Annotated in this window: 15 protein-coding genes and 2 tRNA genes; 4 read left to right on the top strand and 13 right to left on the bottom strand. The window is 64.6% G+C overall.

Translation table 11 applies throughout. The features are described 5' to 3' along the window. Positions 1-64 precede the first annotated feature (64 nt). Complete coding sequence (locus C6A82_RS00085; protein ID WP_105348952.1) at positions 65-817, bottom strand: DUF881 domain-containing protein; 753 nt, start codon at positions 815-817, stop codon at positions 65-67. Between the two features lie 108 nt (positions 818-925). Between C6A82_RS00085 and crgA the strand changes: the two genes are divergently transcribed. Together crgA and C6A82_RS00075 are read left to right on the top strand one after the other, a co-directional pair. Beyond that, positions 926-1,189 (top strand): cell division protein CrgA, encoded by a 264-nt coding sequence (gene crgA / locus C6A82_RS00080; protein WP_105349012.1) that lies wholly within the window; start codon positions 926-928, stop codon positions 1,187-1,189. Positions 1,190-1,344: 155 nt separating this feature from the next. After that, a complete protein-coding gene (locus tag C6A82_RS00075) occupies positions 1,345-1,761 on the top strand; it encodes a PH domain-containing protein (RefSeq protein ID WP_105348950.1) in 417 nt (138 codons plus the stop codon). A gap of 53 nt (positions 1,762-1,814) precedes the next feature. On the opposite strand, the gene C6A82_RS00070 is transcribed toward C6A82_RS00075, so the two are convergent. Beyond that, positions 1,815-2,342, bottom strand: a complete 528-nt coding sequence (locus C6A82_RS00070; RefSeq protein WP_105348949.1) for a peptidylprolyl isomerase — start codon at positions 2,340-2,342, stop codon at positions 1,815-1,817. Positions 2,343-2,448: 106 nt separating this feature from the next. On the opposite strand from C6A82_RS00070, the gene cwsA reads away from it, so the two are divergent. Together cwsA and C6A82_RS00060 are read left to right on the top strand one after the other, a co-directional pair. Continuing rightward, positions 2,449-2,883 carry a cell wall synthesis protein CwsA gene (gene cwsA / locus C6A82_RS00065; protein ID WP_105348947.1) on the top strand — a complete coding sequence of 145 codons (435 nt, stop codon included), beginning with the start codon at positions 2,449-2,451 and terminating at the stop codon, positions 2,881-2,883. Positions 2,884-2,969: 86 nt separating this feature from the next. Continuing rightward, positions 2,970-3,506 (top strand): nitroreductase/quinone reductase family protein, encoded by a 537-nt coding sequence (locus C6A82_RS00060; protein WP_105349010.1) that lies wholly within the window; start codon positions 2,970-2,972, stop codon positions 3,504-3,506. 237 nt (positions 3,507-3,743) lie between these two features. Here C6A82_RS00060 and C6A82_RS00055 read toward each other — a convergent pair whose 3' ends face one another. From C6A82_RS00055 to dnaA, 11 genes are all read right to left on the bottom strand, one after another. Continuing rightward, the gene (locus tag C6A82_RS00055) at positions 3,744-5,438 is read right to left on the bottom strand and encodes an alpha/beta hydrolase (RefSeq protein ID WP_158261673.1); all 1,695 of its coding nucleotides are present in this window, start codon (positions 5,436-5,438) and stop codon (positions 3,744-3,746) included. A 422-nt stretch (positions 5,439-5,860) separates the two neighbouring features. After that, positions 5,861-5,933, bottom strand: a tRNA-Ala gene (locus C6A82_RS00050). Between the two features lie 122 nt (positions 5,934-6,055). Then, a tRNA-Ile gene (locus C6A82_RS00045) sits at positions 6,056-6,129 on the bottom strand. 60 nt (positions 6,130-6,189) lie between these two features. After that, positions 6,190-7,020, bottom strand: coding sequence for a DUF3566 domain-containing protein (locus C6A82_RS00040; protein WP_105348944.1), 831 nt, complete (start codon positions 7,018-7,020; stop codon positions 6,190-6,192). A gap of 32 nt (positions 7,021-7,052) precedes the next feature. After that, positions 7,053-9,545, bottom strand: coding sequence for a DNA gyrase subunit A (gene gyrA, locus C6A82_RS00035; protein ID WP_311101566.1), 2,493 nt, complete (start codon positions 9,543-9,545; stop codon positions 7,053-7,055). A gap of 35 nt (positions 9,546-9,580) precedes the next feature. After that, positions 9,581-11,647: a DNA topoisomerase (ATP-hydrolyzing) subunit B gene (gene gyrB / locus C6A82_RS00030; RefSeq protein ID WP_396836760.1), complete on the bottom strand. Its 2,067-nt coding sequence runs from the start codon at positions 11,645-11,647 to the stop codon at positions 9,581-9,583. A gap of 221 nt (positions 11,648-11,868) precedes the next feature. Then, positions 11,869-12,441: a DUF721 family protein gene (locus tag C6A82_RS00025; protein ID WP_396836844.1), complete on the bottom strand. Its 573-nt coding sequence runs from the start codon at positions 12,439-12,441 to the stop codon at positions 11,869-11,871. Continuing rightward, positions 12,435-13,583 (bottom strand): DNA replication/repair protein RecF, encoded by a 1,149-nt coding sequence (recF, locus tag C6A82_RS00020; RefSeq protein WP_311101565.1) that lies wholly within the window; start codon positions 13,581-13,583, stop codon positions 12,435-12,437. Before recF ends, C6A82_RS00025 begins: the two co-directional genes overlap by 7 nt. Positions 13,584-13,622: 39 nt before the next feature. Continuing rightward, the gene (gene gnd / locus C6A82_RS00015; RefSeq protein WP_105344871.1) at positions 13,623-14,516 is read right to left on the bottom strand and encodes a phosphogluconate dehydrogenase (NAD(+)-dependent, decarboxylating); all 894 of its coding nucleotides are present in this window, start codon (positions 14,514-14,516) and stop codon (positions 13,623-13,625) included. A gap of 30 nt (positions 14,517-14,546) precedes the next feature. Further along, entirely contained in the window at positions 14,547-15,749 is a 1,203-nt protein-coding gene (dnaN, locus tag C6A82_RS00010; RefSeq protein ID WP_105344869.1) for a DNA polymerase III subunit beta, read from the bottom strand. A gap of 501 nt (positions 15,750-16,250) precedes the next feature. Further along, a complete protein-coding gene (gene dnaA, locus C6A82_RS00005; RefSeq protein WP_105344868.1) occupies positions 16,251-17,753 on the bottom strand; it encodes a chromosomal replication initiator protein DnaA in 1,503 nt (500 codons plus the stop codon).

Here is a 17,753-nt window from a genome sequence, read left to right as displayed (position 1 = left end):
TTGCGGCTTCCTGAGCGAGTTGGACCCGCGATGAGAGGCCGAGATCACTGGTTGGTGGGCGCGCTCAGTAGCCGATCGGTCCGGCGGGCTTGGCGAAGCGCATCCGCACCGGGTCGGCGTGCCCGACGAGATCGACAGACGCTTTCGGTTCCTCGGCATAGCCCAACCCGAAGCGCACGACATATTGCTTGTAGATCGTCACCAGTGGGCTCGCCGCCAACGAGGCCTGCATCGCCGCAGCGTCACCGACCGCGGTGATCACGTACGGCGGGCTGTAGGTGCGGCCGTTGAGCAGCAGCGTGTTGCCGACGCACCGCGGCGCGGAGGTTCCGATGATTCGCTGGTCCTGCATCTGAATACCCTCGGCGCCGCCGCTCCACAGCGCGTTGAGCACGGCCTGGATGTCCTGCTGATGCACCACCAGGTCGTCGGGCGAGGCGTCGCGGGGAAAGCGGCCGTTGGCGTCGCGCTGAGCGTCGGTGAGCGTCACGACGATTCCCGGTCCTCTGATCGGATCTAGGCCGGCGTCGGCGGCCAGAGCGGCGTTACGCCTGCCGATCGCGTCGAGAGCCGCATCCGCGCCGGGCGACCCGCCGTGATGGGTGTCGATCTCCGTGACGAGACTGTCGCGTTGCGCGGTGAGGCGGTCCACCGACTGCTGGGCTTCGCGAACAAGGTCGACCAGTCGTGGCGCATCGCTACGCCTGATCTCGTCGCCGCCAGAGACACCGTGGGTGGCCGCGAGCAGCAGTCCGGCCAGCAGACAGACCAGCGGGACGCCGAAGCGCCAGGCGGTCCGCCGTCCCGACTCCGTCATCGCTGCTCCCCCGTCGCATTCTCGACCTGGGACCGACCTACGTTAACCTCATAGGAGAATCCTGCTTCATCGTCGCACCTGTGGCGCCGAGTGTTCGTGAAGGTTGACATGCCCAAGTCCAAGGTCCGCAAGAAGAACGACTTCACCGCCACCCAGGTGAGCCGCACCCCGGTCAAGGTCAAGGCCGGCCCGTCCAGCGTCTGGTTCGTGGTGTTCTTCCTCGGCCTGATGGTGATCGGGCTCGCCTGGCTGCTGGTGTTCCAGCTCGCCTCGTCCTCGATCCCGTTCCTGGCCGAACTCGGCCCGTGGAACTACGCGATCGCCTTTGCCTTCATGATCACCGGGCTGTTGCTGACTATGCGCTGGCGGTGACGACCATCCGGGTCATGATGAATTCATCTTGGCCTTGGCGCGTTACCCGTTCGGCAACCTAATGGTCATCCGATTACATCGATGTGATTCATCCCCATTGGGGATAGCACTTGTGGATAACCGCATAAACCGGGGTAAAGGGGTGTGGATTACCCGTGCAGCAAACTGAGTGGGGCCCGCCTGCCGCCGGAGTCGCAGCATGTGGCGTAGTGGGACTTATCATGGCTACCACCGCTGTGACCCTAGTCACAGATGCTCCCGGTCGCGTACTTGCGATCATTGCCGCCATCGGACTCCTTCTGTTTGCAATCCTTTCGTGGCGCGCACGACCGAAGCTGGCAATCAGCGACGGCGGTCTATTAATTCGCGGCGCACTGCGCACCCACCGGCTCACAGCAGCAGACATCAAGATCATCCGGATCACCGAATTCCGGCGCATCGCCCGGAAGGTCCGACTACTCGAGATCGATGCCAACGACGATCGGTTGTTTGTCCTCACCCGATGGGATCTGGGTACCGACCCGTTGGATGTGCTCGACACACTGACCGCAGCCGGGCTGGCCGGCTCGTGATTTCGGCGCGCTAGGTCACTCCTGGCGGGACTGGGCGCGCCAAAACGCAGATATCAGGCGACGGTGATCGACTCGATCACGACCGGCTCGGTCGGCCTGTCGCTGCGGTCCACCGTCGTGGATGCGATTGCGTCGACGACCTTCTGCGACTCCGGATCGACGACCTCGCCGAAAATGGTGTGCTTGCGGTTCAAATGCGGCGTCTTGCCGACGGTGACGAAGAACTGAGAGCCGTTGGTGCCCGGCCCCGCGTTCGCCATCGCCAGCAGGTACGGCTTGTCGAACTGGAGCTCCGGGTGGAACTCGTCGTCGAACTGGTACCCGGGGCCGCCGCGGCCGGTGCCCGTCGGGTCGCCGCCCTGGATCATGAAGCCGTCGATCACCCGGTGGAACACGGCGCCGTCATAGAACGGGCCAGAGGTGCCGCCGGAGGCGTTCTCGCCGCTGTAGTCCTTGGTGCCCTGTGCTAGACCGACGAAATTCGCGACGGTCTTGGGGGCGTGATTTCCGAACAGTGCGATCTTGATGTCACCACGATTGGTGTGCAGGGTCGCGGTCGCTGTCTGAATGGGGCTCGTCACGGGAAGTCAGTCTGCCACGCGGGCTTGGCGACGAACCGGGCACCGTTGAGTTGCCGATGATGGCAGGCTGGTATGGATTCCCGACAGTCCGCGAAAGAGGTACGAGATGAGCGTGAAGACCGACGCCCGGTTGAGCCCAGGACAACGCTTGTCGCGCGGCCTCAAATACACCGCGGTCGGGCCTGTCGACGTCACCCGCGGGACCGTCGGGCTGAGCGTGGCAGGCGCGCAGTCCGCTGCGGCAGGCCTGCGCCGGCGCATCGAGAAAAGCCGGTTGGCCAAAGAGCTCGTGCAAGAGCTCGAGGAGGCACAGGGGACCATCGCAGCGGAACTCGCCGAGGCGCGGGCGGTGCTCGCCAACCTGCCGCAGGCGCTCGCCGACGCCCGCAAACCGAAGCGACGGCCTCGACCGCTCGTCCTCGCCGCTGCCGGTGTTGCGATGATTGCCGTTGGGGGAGTGGTTTTTTCGATCGTCCGCCGGTCGATGCAGCCCGACCCCTCGCCCCGGCCGCCGAGTGTCGAGGTGACCCCGAAGCCGTAGCCGTTCCCGCGACTTCTGCGCCATGGTCGTCGATTTTGTCGAATTCCGACCCCGGAGCAGATTTCAGCGCGAAGGTGGGCCGCATCATGTCCAGAAACATCGTCAACGGGATTCCTCGCGTCGACTTGAAAGAACGCCCGGCGTGGAAGCGCAACATCAGTTGGTGGTTGGGCGGAAAAGCGTTCACCACGCCAACCGGGTCCGCGATCTGGCGCACAGTGGTCGCGCCCATCGAGGCGCCGCTGATGAAGGTGACCCGTGGTCGCGTCCGAATCTCCTTCTCGGCTCCCGTGGTCGTATTAACGTCGATCGGCGCACGAACCGGGGAGCGCCGCGACATCCCGCTCACATATTTCACCGACAGCGACGACGTGATCCTGATCGCGTCCAACTACGGACAGGCTCGTCATCCGGCTTGGTATCACAATCTCTGCGCCAATCCAGGATGCGAGTTACGCATAGGGGAGCGCGGCGGCCGCTTCACCGCGCGTGAGGTCGTCGGCGTCGATCGTGATCGGCTTTACTCGCTTGCCACGGATCGCCTCAACGCCGCGTTCGCTCTGCACGAGAAGCGCAGCGGGTCTCGGCGGATACCGGTCATGCGGCTGACGCCGACGCCTTGAGAAAATCTGTGGAGCCTAGGTGTCTGGATTCACGGCATAGGTGACAGGTGAGTCGGGTGATGGGGGACACCTGCAATGACTGTCGATGAGTCGGGTCTTAGGTGACAGTCGTGGGTCATGTCCAACGCCATGTTGTCGTTCTCGAAGTCACCAGCGGCCGCCTCACCGTCACCGCCGCAGTCGGACGTACGGACTATGCCAACAACGCATCTACCGCCTGCTCAAGCGGTACCAGCTTCAAGAAGGCGCTCGGATCGCGGACAGGTCTTTCGCCTGTGTCGTGCTGTCGCCGAGAAGCGCCTGATAGATCAATGGGCGCTCGGCGAGGGCGTCGGGCAGGAAGAAGAAGATGGGGTAGTCGTGCATGTAGCCGTTTCGCAGCACGAACGTGATGTCGGCTCCTTCGGCGATCGCCAGCGCGCGGAGTCGAAGTGCTTGTGGTGACAACAAGTCTGCCGAGCCTGAGAAGACCGTGATCGGCGGTAGCCCGTCGAGTGACCCGTTGATCGGGCTCGCCCACGGATGAGCGGGACCGAGTTCTCCAGCCCATAGCTCACCGTCGCGCCTAAGGGTCGCCACATTGAGCAGGGGGTCCAACATCGCTGCGCTGGCGGGATCGCTGACGGTCGCGTCGAGCCAGGGCGCCAACAGGACCATCCGGCGCGGGGTGGCCGCCCCGCTGACGACCAACAGCTGGACCGCGGCCAGCGCCAGACCGCCGCCAGCCGAGTCGCCAAGTACGTAGGTATTCTTCGCACCGTTCGTGGCAATCACCTGGGAAATGAGCGCTGCGGTCTGCGGAACCACGACGTCGGCCGTGCCGCCCGGCTCGCCGATCAGCGGGTAGTCCGGCACGATCACCGTGGCTCCCGTCTGACGGGCCAGATCGGCGTACATTTCATAATGAAAGAGGCTGGCTTCGGCTGCATAAGCCCCGCCGTGCAGGGCCACGACCGTCGCACCCGTAGGCGAGGGCGGCGTCAGGATGTACACCGGCATGCCGGCGATGGTGTCGTGCTCAACGTTCAGGCCCGCCGTAACGAAGAACGGCGGAACACCGTCGGCGAAAATCGGCACTTTTAGACCGGTGAAGGCAAGGATTCCGCCGACCGGACTCAGGACGGCGTTGACTACCCGCAGCACGAACACAACGACCTGCTGGATGAATGAAGGTTGACCGGTGTAGACCCCTGACGGGACCTCATCAACCCCCGCTACGGCGTTCGCGGCGGCAGTGACCAACGCGCTCGCATTTCCTTCGTGCTGCGCGATGTCGACGAGCGTCTCGACAGCCGACGCCGTCTTGGGCGTGATTGTCAACCCAACTGCCTGCGAATCCGGACCGGTGACTGCCGATGGCGACGGAGTGTTGGCTAACGCCGCGGCCGGTTGATCAGCATCGGTGGTCCCCGCAGTTTTCATGCCCGCGTGCTCAAAGTTCATGCCCGCGTCAACGACTTCTCTGCCCAGCTTTTCGGGGCGCTCGTCATACGGAGAGGCGAGTTCCGGCGGGATGGATGCGTGCGGGGTCGCCTTCTGTGATTGCCCTGTGGTCAAGGATCCCTGCCCACTCGGGTCGCGCTCCCCTGAGGCAGTTGAGGCATCGGGTGCGCTCTTGCGTGCCGAGCTCTCGGCTACAGGATCTCCGGAAGGACGGCCACTGGGCGAATTGCCGACACCGCCGCGCTTCCGCTCGACTGACCGGTGATCCAAGCCAGCGTCTTCACCATTCGCGCCCTCACCTGTTGCCCGGGGCGCGCGTTTCTGCGAGATCGTCGATTTCCCCTCGCGACGGTCCGACCTATCAGGTGCCCCACTCGATGAATTGGCCGACTGCGAATCTGACGACGCAGTCGGCCCGGCACCAGACGACGTTAAGCCCGCCGGCTCGGCCCATGCGCTGCCGCAGCCGAAGCCGGTTGCCACCACCACTGAGACACCCGCAGCAACCATCCAGCTCGCAATACGGAGGGCAGGTCTGGACATGCGCCGGATATTAGATGAGTAACCCATGTTACTCACCGGAACTGCCGGAAAAGACGTGACACTTGAGATCGGCGGTGTAACGCCCCCGCGCGGTGATTGATGTGGCCTTCTACGACCACAACCTGATGATTCGCTGGCGCCATTCTGGGGCGCCTGCTCTGACGGATCCGGCGGGGTCAGAGTCGTCGAGCGCGGCGGTCGGGGGGCTGACGTTAGACCGTTACGGCCACCTGTACGGATCCGATGTGGAAGCAGTCGGGGTCGCCATCAACCCGCTATTAACTCGCGATTGGGCAAAATGTAGGTACGGCGGTGGATTCACGCCCGGTGGCGTTCAAACGAAATATCGTTTGAACTGAGAAAATCTGTGGAGCCTAGGGGATTCGAACCCCTGACTTCTGCCTTGCAAAGGCAGCGCTCTACCAACTGAGCTAAGGCCCCGTATCAGGACGGCTGGTCGGCAGCCGCGTGCCATACCTCCACGGCCTGACGCGACCGCACCACGATTACCGCCAGCGCCACCGCCGCGACCAGTAGAACCAGTCTCATGGTGACCCTTTCCGTGGGCCTAGGAGGACTCGAACCTCCGACCTCTTCGTTATCAGCGAAGCGCTCTAACCGCCTGAGCTATAGGCCCGTAACGCACATGGCCGAGCGCCGAGATTACCGTAATCGGCACGCTTGGCCCAAACTCCGATCAGTCGCGGTCAGCCAACGTGACCTCGACACCGCCGACCAGGTCAGTGGTCAGGTTGTAGATGAACACGCCGACCGTCGCCATCGCCGTCAGCAGCACGATGTTCACCAGCCCGATCAGCGCCGCGCCGCCGAAGATGGTGCCGCTGGACACCAGCTCGCCGCCGGCCTGGCCGCTTGCGCTGGTCAGCAGGTCACCGACGTTGCTGTTGAGCTTGCTCCACACGCCCATCCCGCCGAGCACCAGATATAGGAACGCCACCGCGATAATCCACACGAAGAACAAGGCGACCGACAGCACCAGCGACACCTTCAGCGCGCTCCATGGATCGATGCGGCGGATCTGCATGCTTGCGCGCACCGGGCCTGCATGCGGGCGGCTGGTCACCTGAACGCGTCCGGCGGAGGCAGGCCGCATCGGCGGCTCCGTCCGCTCCGGAGTGGTCTTGCGTTGCGCTGGACGCGGAGGCCCGGACAGGTCGGGCAGCTCGCTGCCGTAGGCCTCGCTGACCACCGGCTCGTTGCGAGGCGGCGCCGCCTCGGCAGCCTCCGGTGCGCCCTGGCCGGATGCACCACCGGAGATGAAGCGGTTGAGCCGGGCGTCGGCTCCAGGAGAATGGCCACCCGGGGCGGGGCCGCGCTGCGGCTCCGGCCTGCTTGGCGTGCGCGGCGACTGCTTCTGCGCCGCCCGGGAAGCCGGTCCGCGCTGCCACGGCGGAACGTCGCGGCCCTTGGGGTTGCCCAGCGAACCCGTCTCCGGGTCCTCGGGTAGGGAGCCGTTGCCGCTACTTTCGGCCGAGCGCGGGTAGCCCGCCTCGTTAGGTGAAGTCACTCCGGCTCCTTAACGTCGGTCACGGCGCCGGCCTACTCAACGGCCTCGTCGGCGTCGCTCTCCTCTGCATTGCGTGCTATCGCAATCAGTGTCGCGCCCTGGCCCAGGTTCATCAACCGAACGCCCTTCGTCTGCCGTCCAGCCTTGCGAACCTGGCGCGCGGTGGTGCGGATGACGCCCCCGCCCGACGTGATGGCGTACAGCTCGGTCTCGTCATCGACCACCAGCGCTCCAACCAGAGTGCCACGTCGCTTGTCGTACTGGATGGTCAACACCCCCTTGCCGCCGCGACCCTGCACCGGGTACTCGTCGATCGCGGTGCGCTTGGCATAGCCGCCTGCGGTCGCGACCAGCAGGAACGTGTCCGCCTGGACCACGTTGAGTGAGAGCAGGGCGTCGTCGGTGTTGAACCGCATACCCTGCACACCCGAGGTGGCACGGCCCATCGGCCGCAACGCCTCGTCGGTTGCCGAGAAGCGGATCGACTGTCCCTTCGCCGACACCAGCAGCAGGTCGTCCTCGGCGGAGCAGAGCACGGCGCCGACCAGCTCGTCACCGTCGCGCAGGTTCACCGCCACGATGCCGCCCGAGCGGTTCGAGTCGAAGTCGGTCAGCTTCGACTTCTTCACCAAGCCGTTGCGCGTTGCCAGCACCAGATACGGCGCATCCTCGTAGCTCTTGATCTGGATGACCTGGGCGATCCGCTCCTCGGGCTGGAACGCCAACAGGTTCGCGACGTGCTGACCGCGCGCCGTGCGCGAGGCTTCGGGCAGGTCGTAGGCCTTGGCGCGATACACCCGACCCTGCGTCGTGAAGAACAGGATCCAGTCGTGGGTCGAGCAGACGAAGAAGTGGTTGACGATGTCGTCCTGCTTCAGCCCGGCGCCCTGCACACCCTTGCCGCCGCGCTTCTGGCTGCGGTACAGATCGGTCTTGGTGCGCTTGGCGTAGCCGGTTTCGGTGATCGTCACGACCACGTCCTCGCGGGCGATGAGGTCCTCGTCGGCGACGTCACCGTCGGCCGCGATGATCTTCGTGCGTCGATCGTCGCCGTACTTGTCGACGAGCTCCTTGAGCTCGTCGTGGACGATGGACCGCTGCCGCTCGGCCTTGGCGAGAATGTCTTCGAGGTCGGCTATCTCGGCCTCGATCTTGGCCAGGTCGTCGACGATCTTCTGCCGTTCCAGTGCGGCCAGCCTGCGCAGCTGCATGTCCAGGATCGCCTGCGCCTGGATCTCGTCGATGTCGAGGAGTTCGATCAAGCCCTGACGGGCCACATCGACGGTCTCCGACGCGCGAATCAAGGCGATCACCTCGTCCAGCGCGTCGAGCGCCTTGACCAGACCACGCAGGATGTGGGCCCGTTCGTTGGCCTTGCGCAGCCGGTAGGTGGTGCGCCTGAAGATGACGTTGATCTGATGGTCGACGTAGTGCCGGATCAGCTGGTCCAGCCGCAGGGTGCGCGGCACGCCGTCGACGATCGACAGCATGTTGGCGCCGAAGCTGGTTTGCAACTGCGTGTGCTTGTAGAGGTTGTTCAGCACGACCTTCGCCACGGCGTCGCGCTTGATCTCGACGACGATCCGCAGCCCGACACGGTCGCTGGACTGGTCCTCGATGTTCGAGATGCCGGTCATCTTGCCGTCGCGCACCTGATCGGCGATCGAGGTGATGAAGTTGTCGTGGTTGACTTGATACGGCAGCTCGGTGATGACGATGCCGGTTTTGCCGCGCGAGTCCTCCTCGATCTCGACTACACCGCGCATCCGGATGGACCCGCGCCCGGTCGTGTAGGTGTCGTGGATCCCCTGCGAGCCGACGATGAGGCCAGAGGTGGGGAAGTCCGGGCCCTTGACGACTTTCGTGACGGCCTCGAGCGTGGCTTCCTCGTCGGCGTCGTGATTGTCAAGGCACCAGTACACGGCCTCGGCGAGCTCACGCAGATTGTGCGGCGGCATGTTCGTGGCCATGCCGACCGCGATACCGCCCGAGCCGTTCGCCAGTAGGTTGGGGAACCGGCTCGGCAGGACGGTTGGCTCCTGCACCCGGCCGTCGTAATTCGGAATGAAATCGACTGTCTCCTCGTCGATTTCACGCAGCATCTCCATCGCCAGCGGCGTGAGACGCGCTTCGGTGTAGCGCATGGCGGCCGGCGGATCGTTGCCCGGCGAACCGAAGTTGCCCTGCCCGTCGACAAGTGGGTAGCGCAGCGACCACGGCTGCGCCATCCGGACCAGCGTGTCGTAGATGGACGAGTCGCCGTGCGGGTGGTAGTTACCCATCGTCTCGGCAACGGAGCGTGCAGATTTCGCGTGGCTGCGGTCCGGCCGGAAACCCGAGTCGAACATGGCGTAGAGCACCCGCCGGTGCACCGGCTTGAGACCGTCGCGGACCTCCGGCAGTGCGCGGCCGACGATCACGCTCATCGCGTAGTCGATGTAGCTGCGCTGCATCTCCTGTTGGATGTCGACCGGTTCGACGCGGTCTCCTGCTTCGTCGCCTGGCGGCAACGTGGTATCAGTCATGTGGATTCAGTCCTAATCAGGGGCGTGCGTCGGCGTTAAACATCAAGGAAGCGGACGTCTTTGGCGTTTCTGGTGATGAAACTGCGCCGGGCTTCGACGTCCTCGCCCATCAGGATCGAGAACAGCTCGTCAGCGGCCGCCGCGTCGTCGAGCGTGACCTGGCGAAGCACCCGCACCGACGGATCCATCGTCGTCTCCCACAGTTCCCTTGCGTCCATCTCGCCCAGACCCTTGTAGCGCTGGATGCCGTCGTCGACGTTGATCTTCCTGCCCGCCTTCTTGCCGGCCTCGAGAAGTCCGTCGCGCTCGCGGTCGGAGTAGGCGAACTCGGGCTCGCTGCGCTGCCACTTCAGCTTGTACAGCGGCGGCTGTGCCAAAAAGATGTGCCCGTTCTCCACCAGCGGCTTCATGAACCGGAACAGCAGCGTCAGCAGCAAAGTGGAGATGTGCTGGCCGTCGACGTCGGCGTCGGCCATCAGCACGATCTTGTGGTAGCGCAGTTTGGCGAGGTCGAACTCGTCGTGGATACCGGTGCCCAACGCCGTGATGATCGCCTGCACTTCGGTGTTCTTCAGGACTCGGTCGATGCGGGCTTTCTCGACGTTGATGATCTTGCCGCGCAACGGCAGGATCGCCTGGAACATCGAGTCGCGGCCGCTCTTGGCCGACCCGCCTGCCGAGTCTCCCTCAACCACATAGAGCTCGGACTTGCGCGGATCGGTTGAGCGGCAGTCGGCCAACTTGCCGGGCAGCCCGCCGATGTCGGTGGCGCTCTTGCGCCGCACAAGCTCGCGGGCCTTGCGAGCCGCCATGCGCGCTTGTGCCGACGAAACCGCCTTGTTCACAACGGTCTTCGCTTCTGCCGGGTTGGCCTCGAACCAGTGGCTCAGCTGCTCGTTGCAGATCTTCTGGACGAAGGACTTCACCTCGGTGTTGCCGAGTTTGGTCTTCGTCTGGCCCTCGAACTGCGGTTCGGACACCTTCACCGACAGGACCGCCGCCAGACCCTCACGAATGTCGTCGCCCGTCAGGTTCGGGTCCTTTTCCTTGAGCAGCTTCTTGTCCTTGGCGTACTTGTTGACGACGCTGGTCAGCGCCGCACGGAAGCCTTCTTCGTGGGTGCCGCCCTCATGGGTGTTGATCGTGTTCGCGAAAGTGTGCACCGATTCCGAATATCCGGCGTTCCACTGCATCGCGACCTCGACCTCGTGACCCTCACCCTTGCCGTCGAAGTCGATGATGCTCTGCTGAATCGGTGTCTTGGTCCGGTTGATGTGCTTGACGTAGTCGACCAGCCCGCCGGGGTAATGGAAGGTACGGTGCTTGACCTTGTGCGGAGCCCTGGCCTCAGCTTCTTTCTCCTCCGCGGATTTCGGTGCTTCTGCGGTGTCGCTGACGACCTCGTCGACCACTTCCTCGGGTGTCACCCTCTCGTCGGCGAGGGTGATGGTCAGGCCCTTGTTGAGGAAGGCCATTTCCTGTAGTCGCCGGGCGACGGTCTCGAAGTCGTAGTTCGTGGTTTCGAACACGTCGGGGTCCGCCCAGTACCGGACCGTGGTGCCGGTCTTCTTCGTGGCCTCGCCCTGCTTGAGCGTTCCGGGAATGGCGCGGTCGTAGGACTGAAACCACTCATAGCCGTCGCGGGAGATATCCACCTCCAGCCTGGTGGACAACGCGTTGACCACGGAGACGCCGACGCCGTGCAGGCCGCCACTGACGTTGTAGCCACTGTTCTCACCGCCGAACTTGCCACCCGCGTGCAGCTGGGTCATCACGACGTCCACCGTGGGGGCGCCGCTGGCGTGCATCTCGACCGGAATACCGCGGCCGTCGTCGGCGACTTCGACGCCGCCGTCCTCGAGGATTCGGACGTCGACCTTCGACGCGTACCCGGCCATCGCCTCGTCGACGGCGTTGTCCACGACCTCCCACACGAGGTGGTGCAGACCCCGCTCGCCGGTGGAGCCGATGTACATGCCCGGGCGTTTGCGGACGGCCTCCAAACCTTCGAGCACGGTGATCGCGGAGGCGCCGTACTCCTTCTTCTTCGAGCTCTTTCCAGCAGGCGCGGTCTTCTTAGCGGCAGGCACGGTCGCCGGCATCCTTACTCTCTAGACGGGGGTGGGGCTCTGGCGGTGTCGGTACCGCCGGCAAGTCACTTGTCTAGTCTACCGGGAACTAGCCGCAGGACCGATTCTGAGGCCGCGTTTCTACACAGCTATTTGAGCCGCCTGTGGAATTTTTCGATCCAAGGTGCCTCAGGACGCTTGAGGGCTAGGCTTGCGGCGTTCTCGCGGCTCTCAGGCAACTGATGAAACGGCGCTCATCCGTAGGTGTCGCGCGGTCCGCGCCCCGCGATGTGATAGCGGCCTTTCCGCCACGACGGGGCGACCGGGCCGACGATCTTCAGCGATGTGACGACACCGTCGCCGACGGCTGCCGCGATTTTAGCCAGAAGTTGCGCTTGAACCATCCGCAATTGGGTGGCCCACGCCGTTGATTCCGCGGACACGCTGAGGACTCCATCCCGTAGTGCGGTCGGTGTCGCGTGTTCGGCGATCTGCTCGCCGACGACCGTGGGCCACTGGCCGAAGACCGTGCCTTCTGCGACCCGCCCGGACCAGCCCCGGGTCTTGGCGAGATCCCGCGTCGCAGACCCCAGCGTTTGCGGGTCCCGCACATCAGGGCCCGGCCCGGACCAACTTCGGCGCCGCCCGGCGACCCGGCGCTGCGCGGGCGCGTTTCGGCCGCGCCCGACATCCTTGCCCTGACTGCGGGCCACCCCTCTGGCTTCCTCCAGGGTGCGGCGCACCAGATCCATTCCGGACAGCCCCGCGAGGTGAGCCGGGGGAGTGATCGCGCGGCCGTTGTCGCTTTCGTCGCTCTCGCTCACGATTCCGCCATCGAGATCCGGCCCCCGTCTTCCTCGCGCATCGTGATTTCGATACGGCGCGCATCCCAGTCCGCAGGGATGTCGTCGGCGACCGCGGCGGTAACCAGAACCTGCTCCGCCGAGGCGGCCACCGCGGCGAGCGCGCGCCGCCGACCGACGTCGAGTTCGGCGAAAACGTCGTCGAGGAGCAGCACGGGATCACCGCCTTCCGATCGCAGCAGCTCGTAGGCGGCCAGCCGCAATGCCAGTGCCATCGACCATGATTCGCCATGGCTGGCATAGCCTTTCGCGACATGATCGCCCAGCCGCAACTCGAGATCGTCGCGATGCGGCCCGACAAGACAGACCCCGCGCTCGATCTCGGCGTCCCGGCGCCGGGCCAGCGCATCGAGCAGAGCCGCCTCGAAGAACTCCACGGTTTCGTTTCGCCCGTCGATCTCCTCGACTTTGCTCCGGTACTGGATAGCCGCAGGCCGGGATGCCGGCGCCAGCAGCTGATACGCCTTCTCGACCTCCGGGCAGAGCTCGTTGACCAGTTCGATCCGCGCCGCGATGAGCTGCGCACCGTGAGAGGCCAAGTGTCCGTCCCACACGTCGAGTGTGTCGGCGAGGCTGCGGTCACCGCGATGACGCGCGCCCGCCGCGGTCTTCAGCAGCGCGGTGCGCTGTCGCAGCACTTTGTCGTAGTCCGCGCGCACTCCTGCGATCCGAGGCCGCCGGGTCGTCGCGAGTTCGTCGAGGTAACGCCTGCGCTCCGCGGGATCTCCCCTGACCAGCGCGAGGTCCTCGGGGGCGAACATGACCGCGCGCAGCACGCCCAATATCTCGCGCGCCGAGCGGACAGGGGAGCGGTTCAACCGTGCCCTGTTCGACCGGCCTGCCACCACATCCAGATCGATGGCCAGCTCACGGCCCTCATTCACCACGATCGTCGAAATGATCGCGCGCTCGGCGCCCGCCCTGAGCAAGGGCGCGTCCGCCGCTACCCGGTGCGAACCCAGTGTCGCCGAATACCACAGTGCCTCAACAAGATTGGTTTTGCCGAAGCCGTTGGGGCCGACAAACACCGTGCGCCCCGGCTCCAAGTCGAGGTCGAGCCTGGCCCATGATCGGAAATCCTGCAGTCCCAGGTGGCGGACGTACACTGCGCCGATACCCTTGTCGCTCCGCTCCTGCCGTCGGTCCTATCCGGACTCGCTGACCCGCTTGACCGCGTGACCACCGAATTGATTGCGCAGCGCGGCGACGGCCTTCATCGTCGGCGAGTCATCCTGCCGGGACAGGAAACGGGCGAACAGCGACGCAGCGATGCCGGGTACCGGCACCCGCAGCCGGATCGCCTCCTCGACCGTCCAGCGGCCCTCACCCGAATCCTCGGTGTACCCGCTGATGTCGTTGAGGCCCGGGTCCTCCTTCAGCGCCTTGGCCAACAACTGCTGCAGCCAGGACCGCACCACGGTTCCGTTGGTCCATGCCTGGTAGACCGCCTGCGGATCCTTGATCAGCTCCTCGGCGGCAAGCACCTCGTAACCCTCGGCGTAGGCCGTCATCAGGGCGTATTCGATGCCGTTGTGCACCATCTTGGCGAAATGCCCCGCCCCGACGGGGCCCGCGTGCACGAAACCGTCCTCGCGCGGACCCGGAGGGCGGAGGGTGTCGAAGATCGGCATCGCTCGTTCAACGTCGGCGTCGCTCCCGCCGACCATCAGGCCATAGCCTTCGGTCAAACCCCAGATACCGCCGGAAACCCCGGCGTCGATGAAGGCGGTGCCTCGCTCGGCCAACAGGTCGGCGTGCGGTTTGTCGCCCGTATAGCGCGAGTTGCCGCCGTCGATCACCAGATCGCCCTCACCCAACTCCTTGGCCAGGTCGGTGATCGTGGTATCGGTGATCGGTCCGGACGGCACCATGACCCACACCACGCGGGGCGGTTCGAGGGCCTCGGCGAGCGCGGCCAGCGATGGCACATCGCTGACCTCGGGACGCGGGTCGTAGCCGACCACCTCGTGACCGCCCTCGCGCAGGCGCTCCCGCATGTTGAAGCCCATCTTGCCAAGGCCGATCAAACCCAATTGCATGTAGCGCCTCTTTTCGTCGAGGTGCGAGCCTTAACCCGGCAGCCGCACCGGCATCAACAGGTAGACATAGTCGGTTTCGGCGGCCGGGAACGGCCCGGCGGCGGCACCGCTGGTGCCATCGTCGTCCCCTGCCGGACGCAACACCGCAGGGCGGCTGGGTGTTGTGAAGCCGAATGTCACACGGTCCGAATGCAACGAACCGAGCCCGTCGGTCAGATATGTCGGGTTGAACGCGATCGTCAGCGGCTCGCCCGCGAACGCGACGGCAAGATCTTCCTCGGCGCGCCCGACATCGTCGGCGCCCGCCGACAGCTTCAGCACATCGTCGGCGAATTCCATCCGGACTTGTGCACCACGGTCGGCGACCAGCGCCACACGCTTGATCGCCTCGGTCAGTTCCGCGACACCGACGGTGGCGACGGCGGTGTGCTCTGTCGGCAGCAGCTGACGAAACTTCGGGAACTCGGCGTCGAGCAGTCGGGTGGTGCTGCGCTTCCCGTCGCTGCGGATGCCGAGCAGGCCCTCCTTGCCGACGGCCGATCCGGCCCCGAGTGACAGATGCACATCGCCTGCGCCGGTGCCCGCCTTCGCCGCTTCCGACAAAGTTTTGGCCGGCACCAGCACCGCGGCCTCGATATCGGCTGACTCCGTCGACCAGGTGAGCTCGCGAACGGCGAGCCGGAAGCGATCGGTGGCAGCCAAAACCACCGTCTCGCCGGAGATCTCGACGCGAATACCCGTCAGCATCGGCAGGGTGTCATCCCGGCCGGCGGCCACGGCTACCTGGCCGATCGCCTCGGAGAACAGGTCGGCGGAAACAACGCCCGTCTCATCGGGCAGGGCGGGCAGCGTCGGATAGTCCTCGACTGCCATGGTCGGAAGCGAGAACTTCGCGCTACCGCAGTTCAGCTGCACGCGGGTGCCTTCGACGCTGACATCGACCGGCTTGGCCGGCAGCGCCCTCGTGATATCCGACAATAGCCGCCCAGAGACCAGAACGCTTCCAGGAGAAGCTATTTCGGCAGCAACCTGAACTTCGGCCGACACCTCGTAGTCGAACCCTGAAATCGTGAGACCCTCGTCGGAGCCGGTCAGCAGCACGCCTGCCAGCACTGGAACGGTCGGCCTGGTGGGGAGGTTTCGAGCCACCCAGGCCACCGCGTCGGCGAAGTCTTCGCGCACGAGCCGGAACTTCAAATCGGAGAGACCAACCGTCGTTGTCGCCACGTCCATAGTGTCCCTTCGATCAACTCACAACGCGTGCTTTACCAGCGCAATCACCGATGCTCACGCACCGGTCCCCCAAAGGACGCCGCGACGACCGTAACGGCTGTCGAAGAACCACCGTAGATCTTTCGGGCTCATCATGAAAGCTAATCGATCGGGCTGACAGCGGAGGTCAGACACGTGCCACGAGCTCGGCGCGACACGGTTTCCCCAAGGCTTCTCTTCTGGAAGAAAACTGATGAGAGATATAAGCAACAGTATTAGGTCCTGTGGAAGTTGGGGATGACCCGCAGTCGGCGCTGGCCGAACGTCTTATGGGGTTGTGAGTTACCTGTGGAGGAGGCCGCGCCGGCGTCGGGATGGCTGGGGACGCATCGGATGCTGTGGACGAAACACCACCGTGTGGGACAGGTATTCAGTAATTGTCCACAGGGGTGTGCACAGGCCTGGGATGTGACCGCTGTTGCGCTCGTGACGAAAGTTTTTTGAAGGTTTCCCGCGATGTGGTCAGCGCTTGGCGCGTTGACGGATGCGCGTGGTGAGTTCCTTGACCTGATCGAACACCTCGCGCCGCTCGGCCATCTCGCCGCGGATCTTCTTTTCGGCGTACATCACCGTGGTGTGATCGCGGCCGAACGCCTGGCCGATCTTGGGCAGCGACAGATCAGTGAGCTCGCGGCACAGATACATGGCGATCTGCCGGGACTGGGCCAGTGCCCTGGTCTTACCGGGACCGCGGAGCTCTTCGACGGTGGTTTCGAAGTACTCGGCAGTGGCGGCCATGATGCCGGCCGTGCCGATCTGGATGCTGTTGACGTCCGCAATCAGGTCACGCAGCACGATCTCGGCCAGCGACTTGTCGATCGGCGTCTTGTTCAGCGACGCGAATGCGGTGACGCGGATGAGCGCACCCTCGAGTTCACGGATGTTGCGCTCGATACTGCTGGCGATGAGCTCGAGCACGTCGTCGGGAACGTCGAGCCGATCCATTTGCGCTTTCTTGCGAAGGATCGCGATTCGGGTCTCCAGCTCCGGCGGCTGGACGTCTGTGATCAACCCCCATTCGAACCGGGTTCGGAGGCGGTCCTCGAGGGTGGCCAGCTGCTTGGGCGGACGGTCCGAGGAGATGACGATCTGCTTGTTCGCGTTGTGCAGTGTGTTGAAGGTGTGGAAGAACTCTTCCTGAATACCTTCCTTGCCCTCGATGAACTGAATGTCATCGACCAGCAGCACATCGATGTCGCGGTAACTGCGCTTGAACGACGCCTTGCGGTCATCGCGTAATGAGTTGATGAAGTCGTTGGTGAATTCCTCGGTCGAGACGTACTTCACCCGCATCCCGGGGAACAGCCGCTGGGCGTAGTTGCCTGCGGCGTGCAGCAGATGGGTCTTGCCCAGGCCTGATTCGCCCCAGATGAACAGCGGGTTGTAGGCCCGTGCGGGGGCCTCGGCGATAGCGAGGGTCGCTGCGTGGGCGAACCGGTTCGACGCGCCGATGACGAAGGTGTCGAAGGTGTAGCGCCGGTTGAGTCCGATGGACTCCGCCTCGTTGGCGACGATCTTTCGGGGGCCGCTGGAAAAATACGTCGGCCAACTCTCCTCGGCGCTGGCCAGCGCTTCGCTGACTTCGTCGATTTCGTCGATATCGGGATCGGGGTAGATGTCGGCGGGTGCTGCGACGGCATCGTCGGCGTCGTTCTGGCTCGGGCTCGCGATTCTCACACCGAGTTCCACGCGTTGACCCAGCTGCCGGCTCAATGCGGAGATGATCGGTTCACGCAGGTGTCGTTCGATCTCGTTCTGCACGAAACTGGTAGGAACCGACAGCAGGGCAAAGCCCTCAGTGATGACCAGCGGTTTGACGAGCTTCAACCAGGCTCTTTGCTGAGGAGTGAGGTTCGGGGTTGGGGGCTCGCCATTAGTCGGCACGGACCCACCGGTGTCGCCGTTGAGCTCGGCAAGCACCATGTTCCACACGGCGACGAAGGGGGGGTCGGGGTCAGCTGTCAA

This window comes from Mycobacterium sp. ITM-2016-00318, assembly GCF_002968285.2.
GTDB lineage: Bacteria > Actinomycetota > Actinomycetes > Mycobacteriales > Mycobacteriaceae > Mycobacterium.
Note: the sequence above shows the minus strand (reverse complement) of the source record. Positions and strands in the feature narration are given on the sequence as shown.

Coding starts and splice junctions, on each gene's coding strand:
- crgA (WP_105349012.1), top strand. CDS start 926: ATGCCCAAGTCCAAGGTCCGCAAGAAGAACGACTTCACCGCCACCCAG.
- gnd (WP_105344871.1), bottom strand. CDS start 14,516: ATGCAATTGGGTTTGATCGGCCTTGGCAAGATGGGCTTCAACATGCGG.
- C6A82_RS00085 (WP_105348952.1), bottom strand. CDS start 817: ATGACGGAGTCGGGACGGCGGACCGCCTGGCGCTTCGGCGTCCCGCTG.
- dnaN (WP_105344869.1), bottom strand. CDS start 15,749: ATGGACGTGGCGACAACGACGGTTGGTCTCTCCGATTTGAAGTTCCGG.
- cwsA (WP_105348947.1), top strand. CDS start 2,449: ATGAGCGTGAAGACCGACGCCCGGTTGAGCCCAGGACAACGCTTGTCG.
- gyrB (WP_396836760.1), bottom strand. CDS start 11,647: ATGCCGGCGACCGTGCCTGCCGCTAAGAAGACCGCGCCTGCTGGAAAG.
- gyrA (WP_311101566.1), bottom strand. CDS start 9,545: ATGACTGATACCACGTTGCCGCCAGGCGACGAAGCAGGAGACCGCGTC.
- C6A82_RS00060 (WP_105349010.1), top strand. CDS start 2,970: ATGTCCAGAAACATCGTCAACGGGATTCCTCGCGTCGACTTGAAAGAA.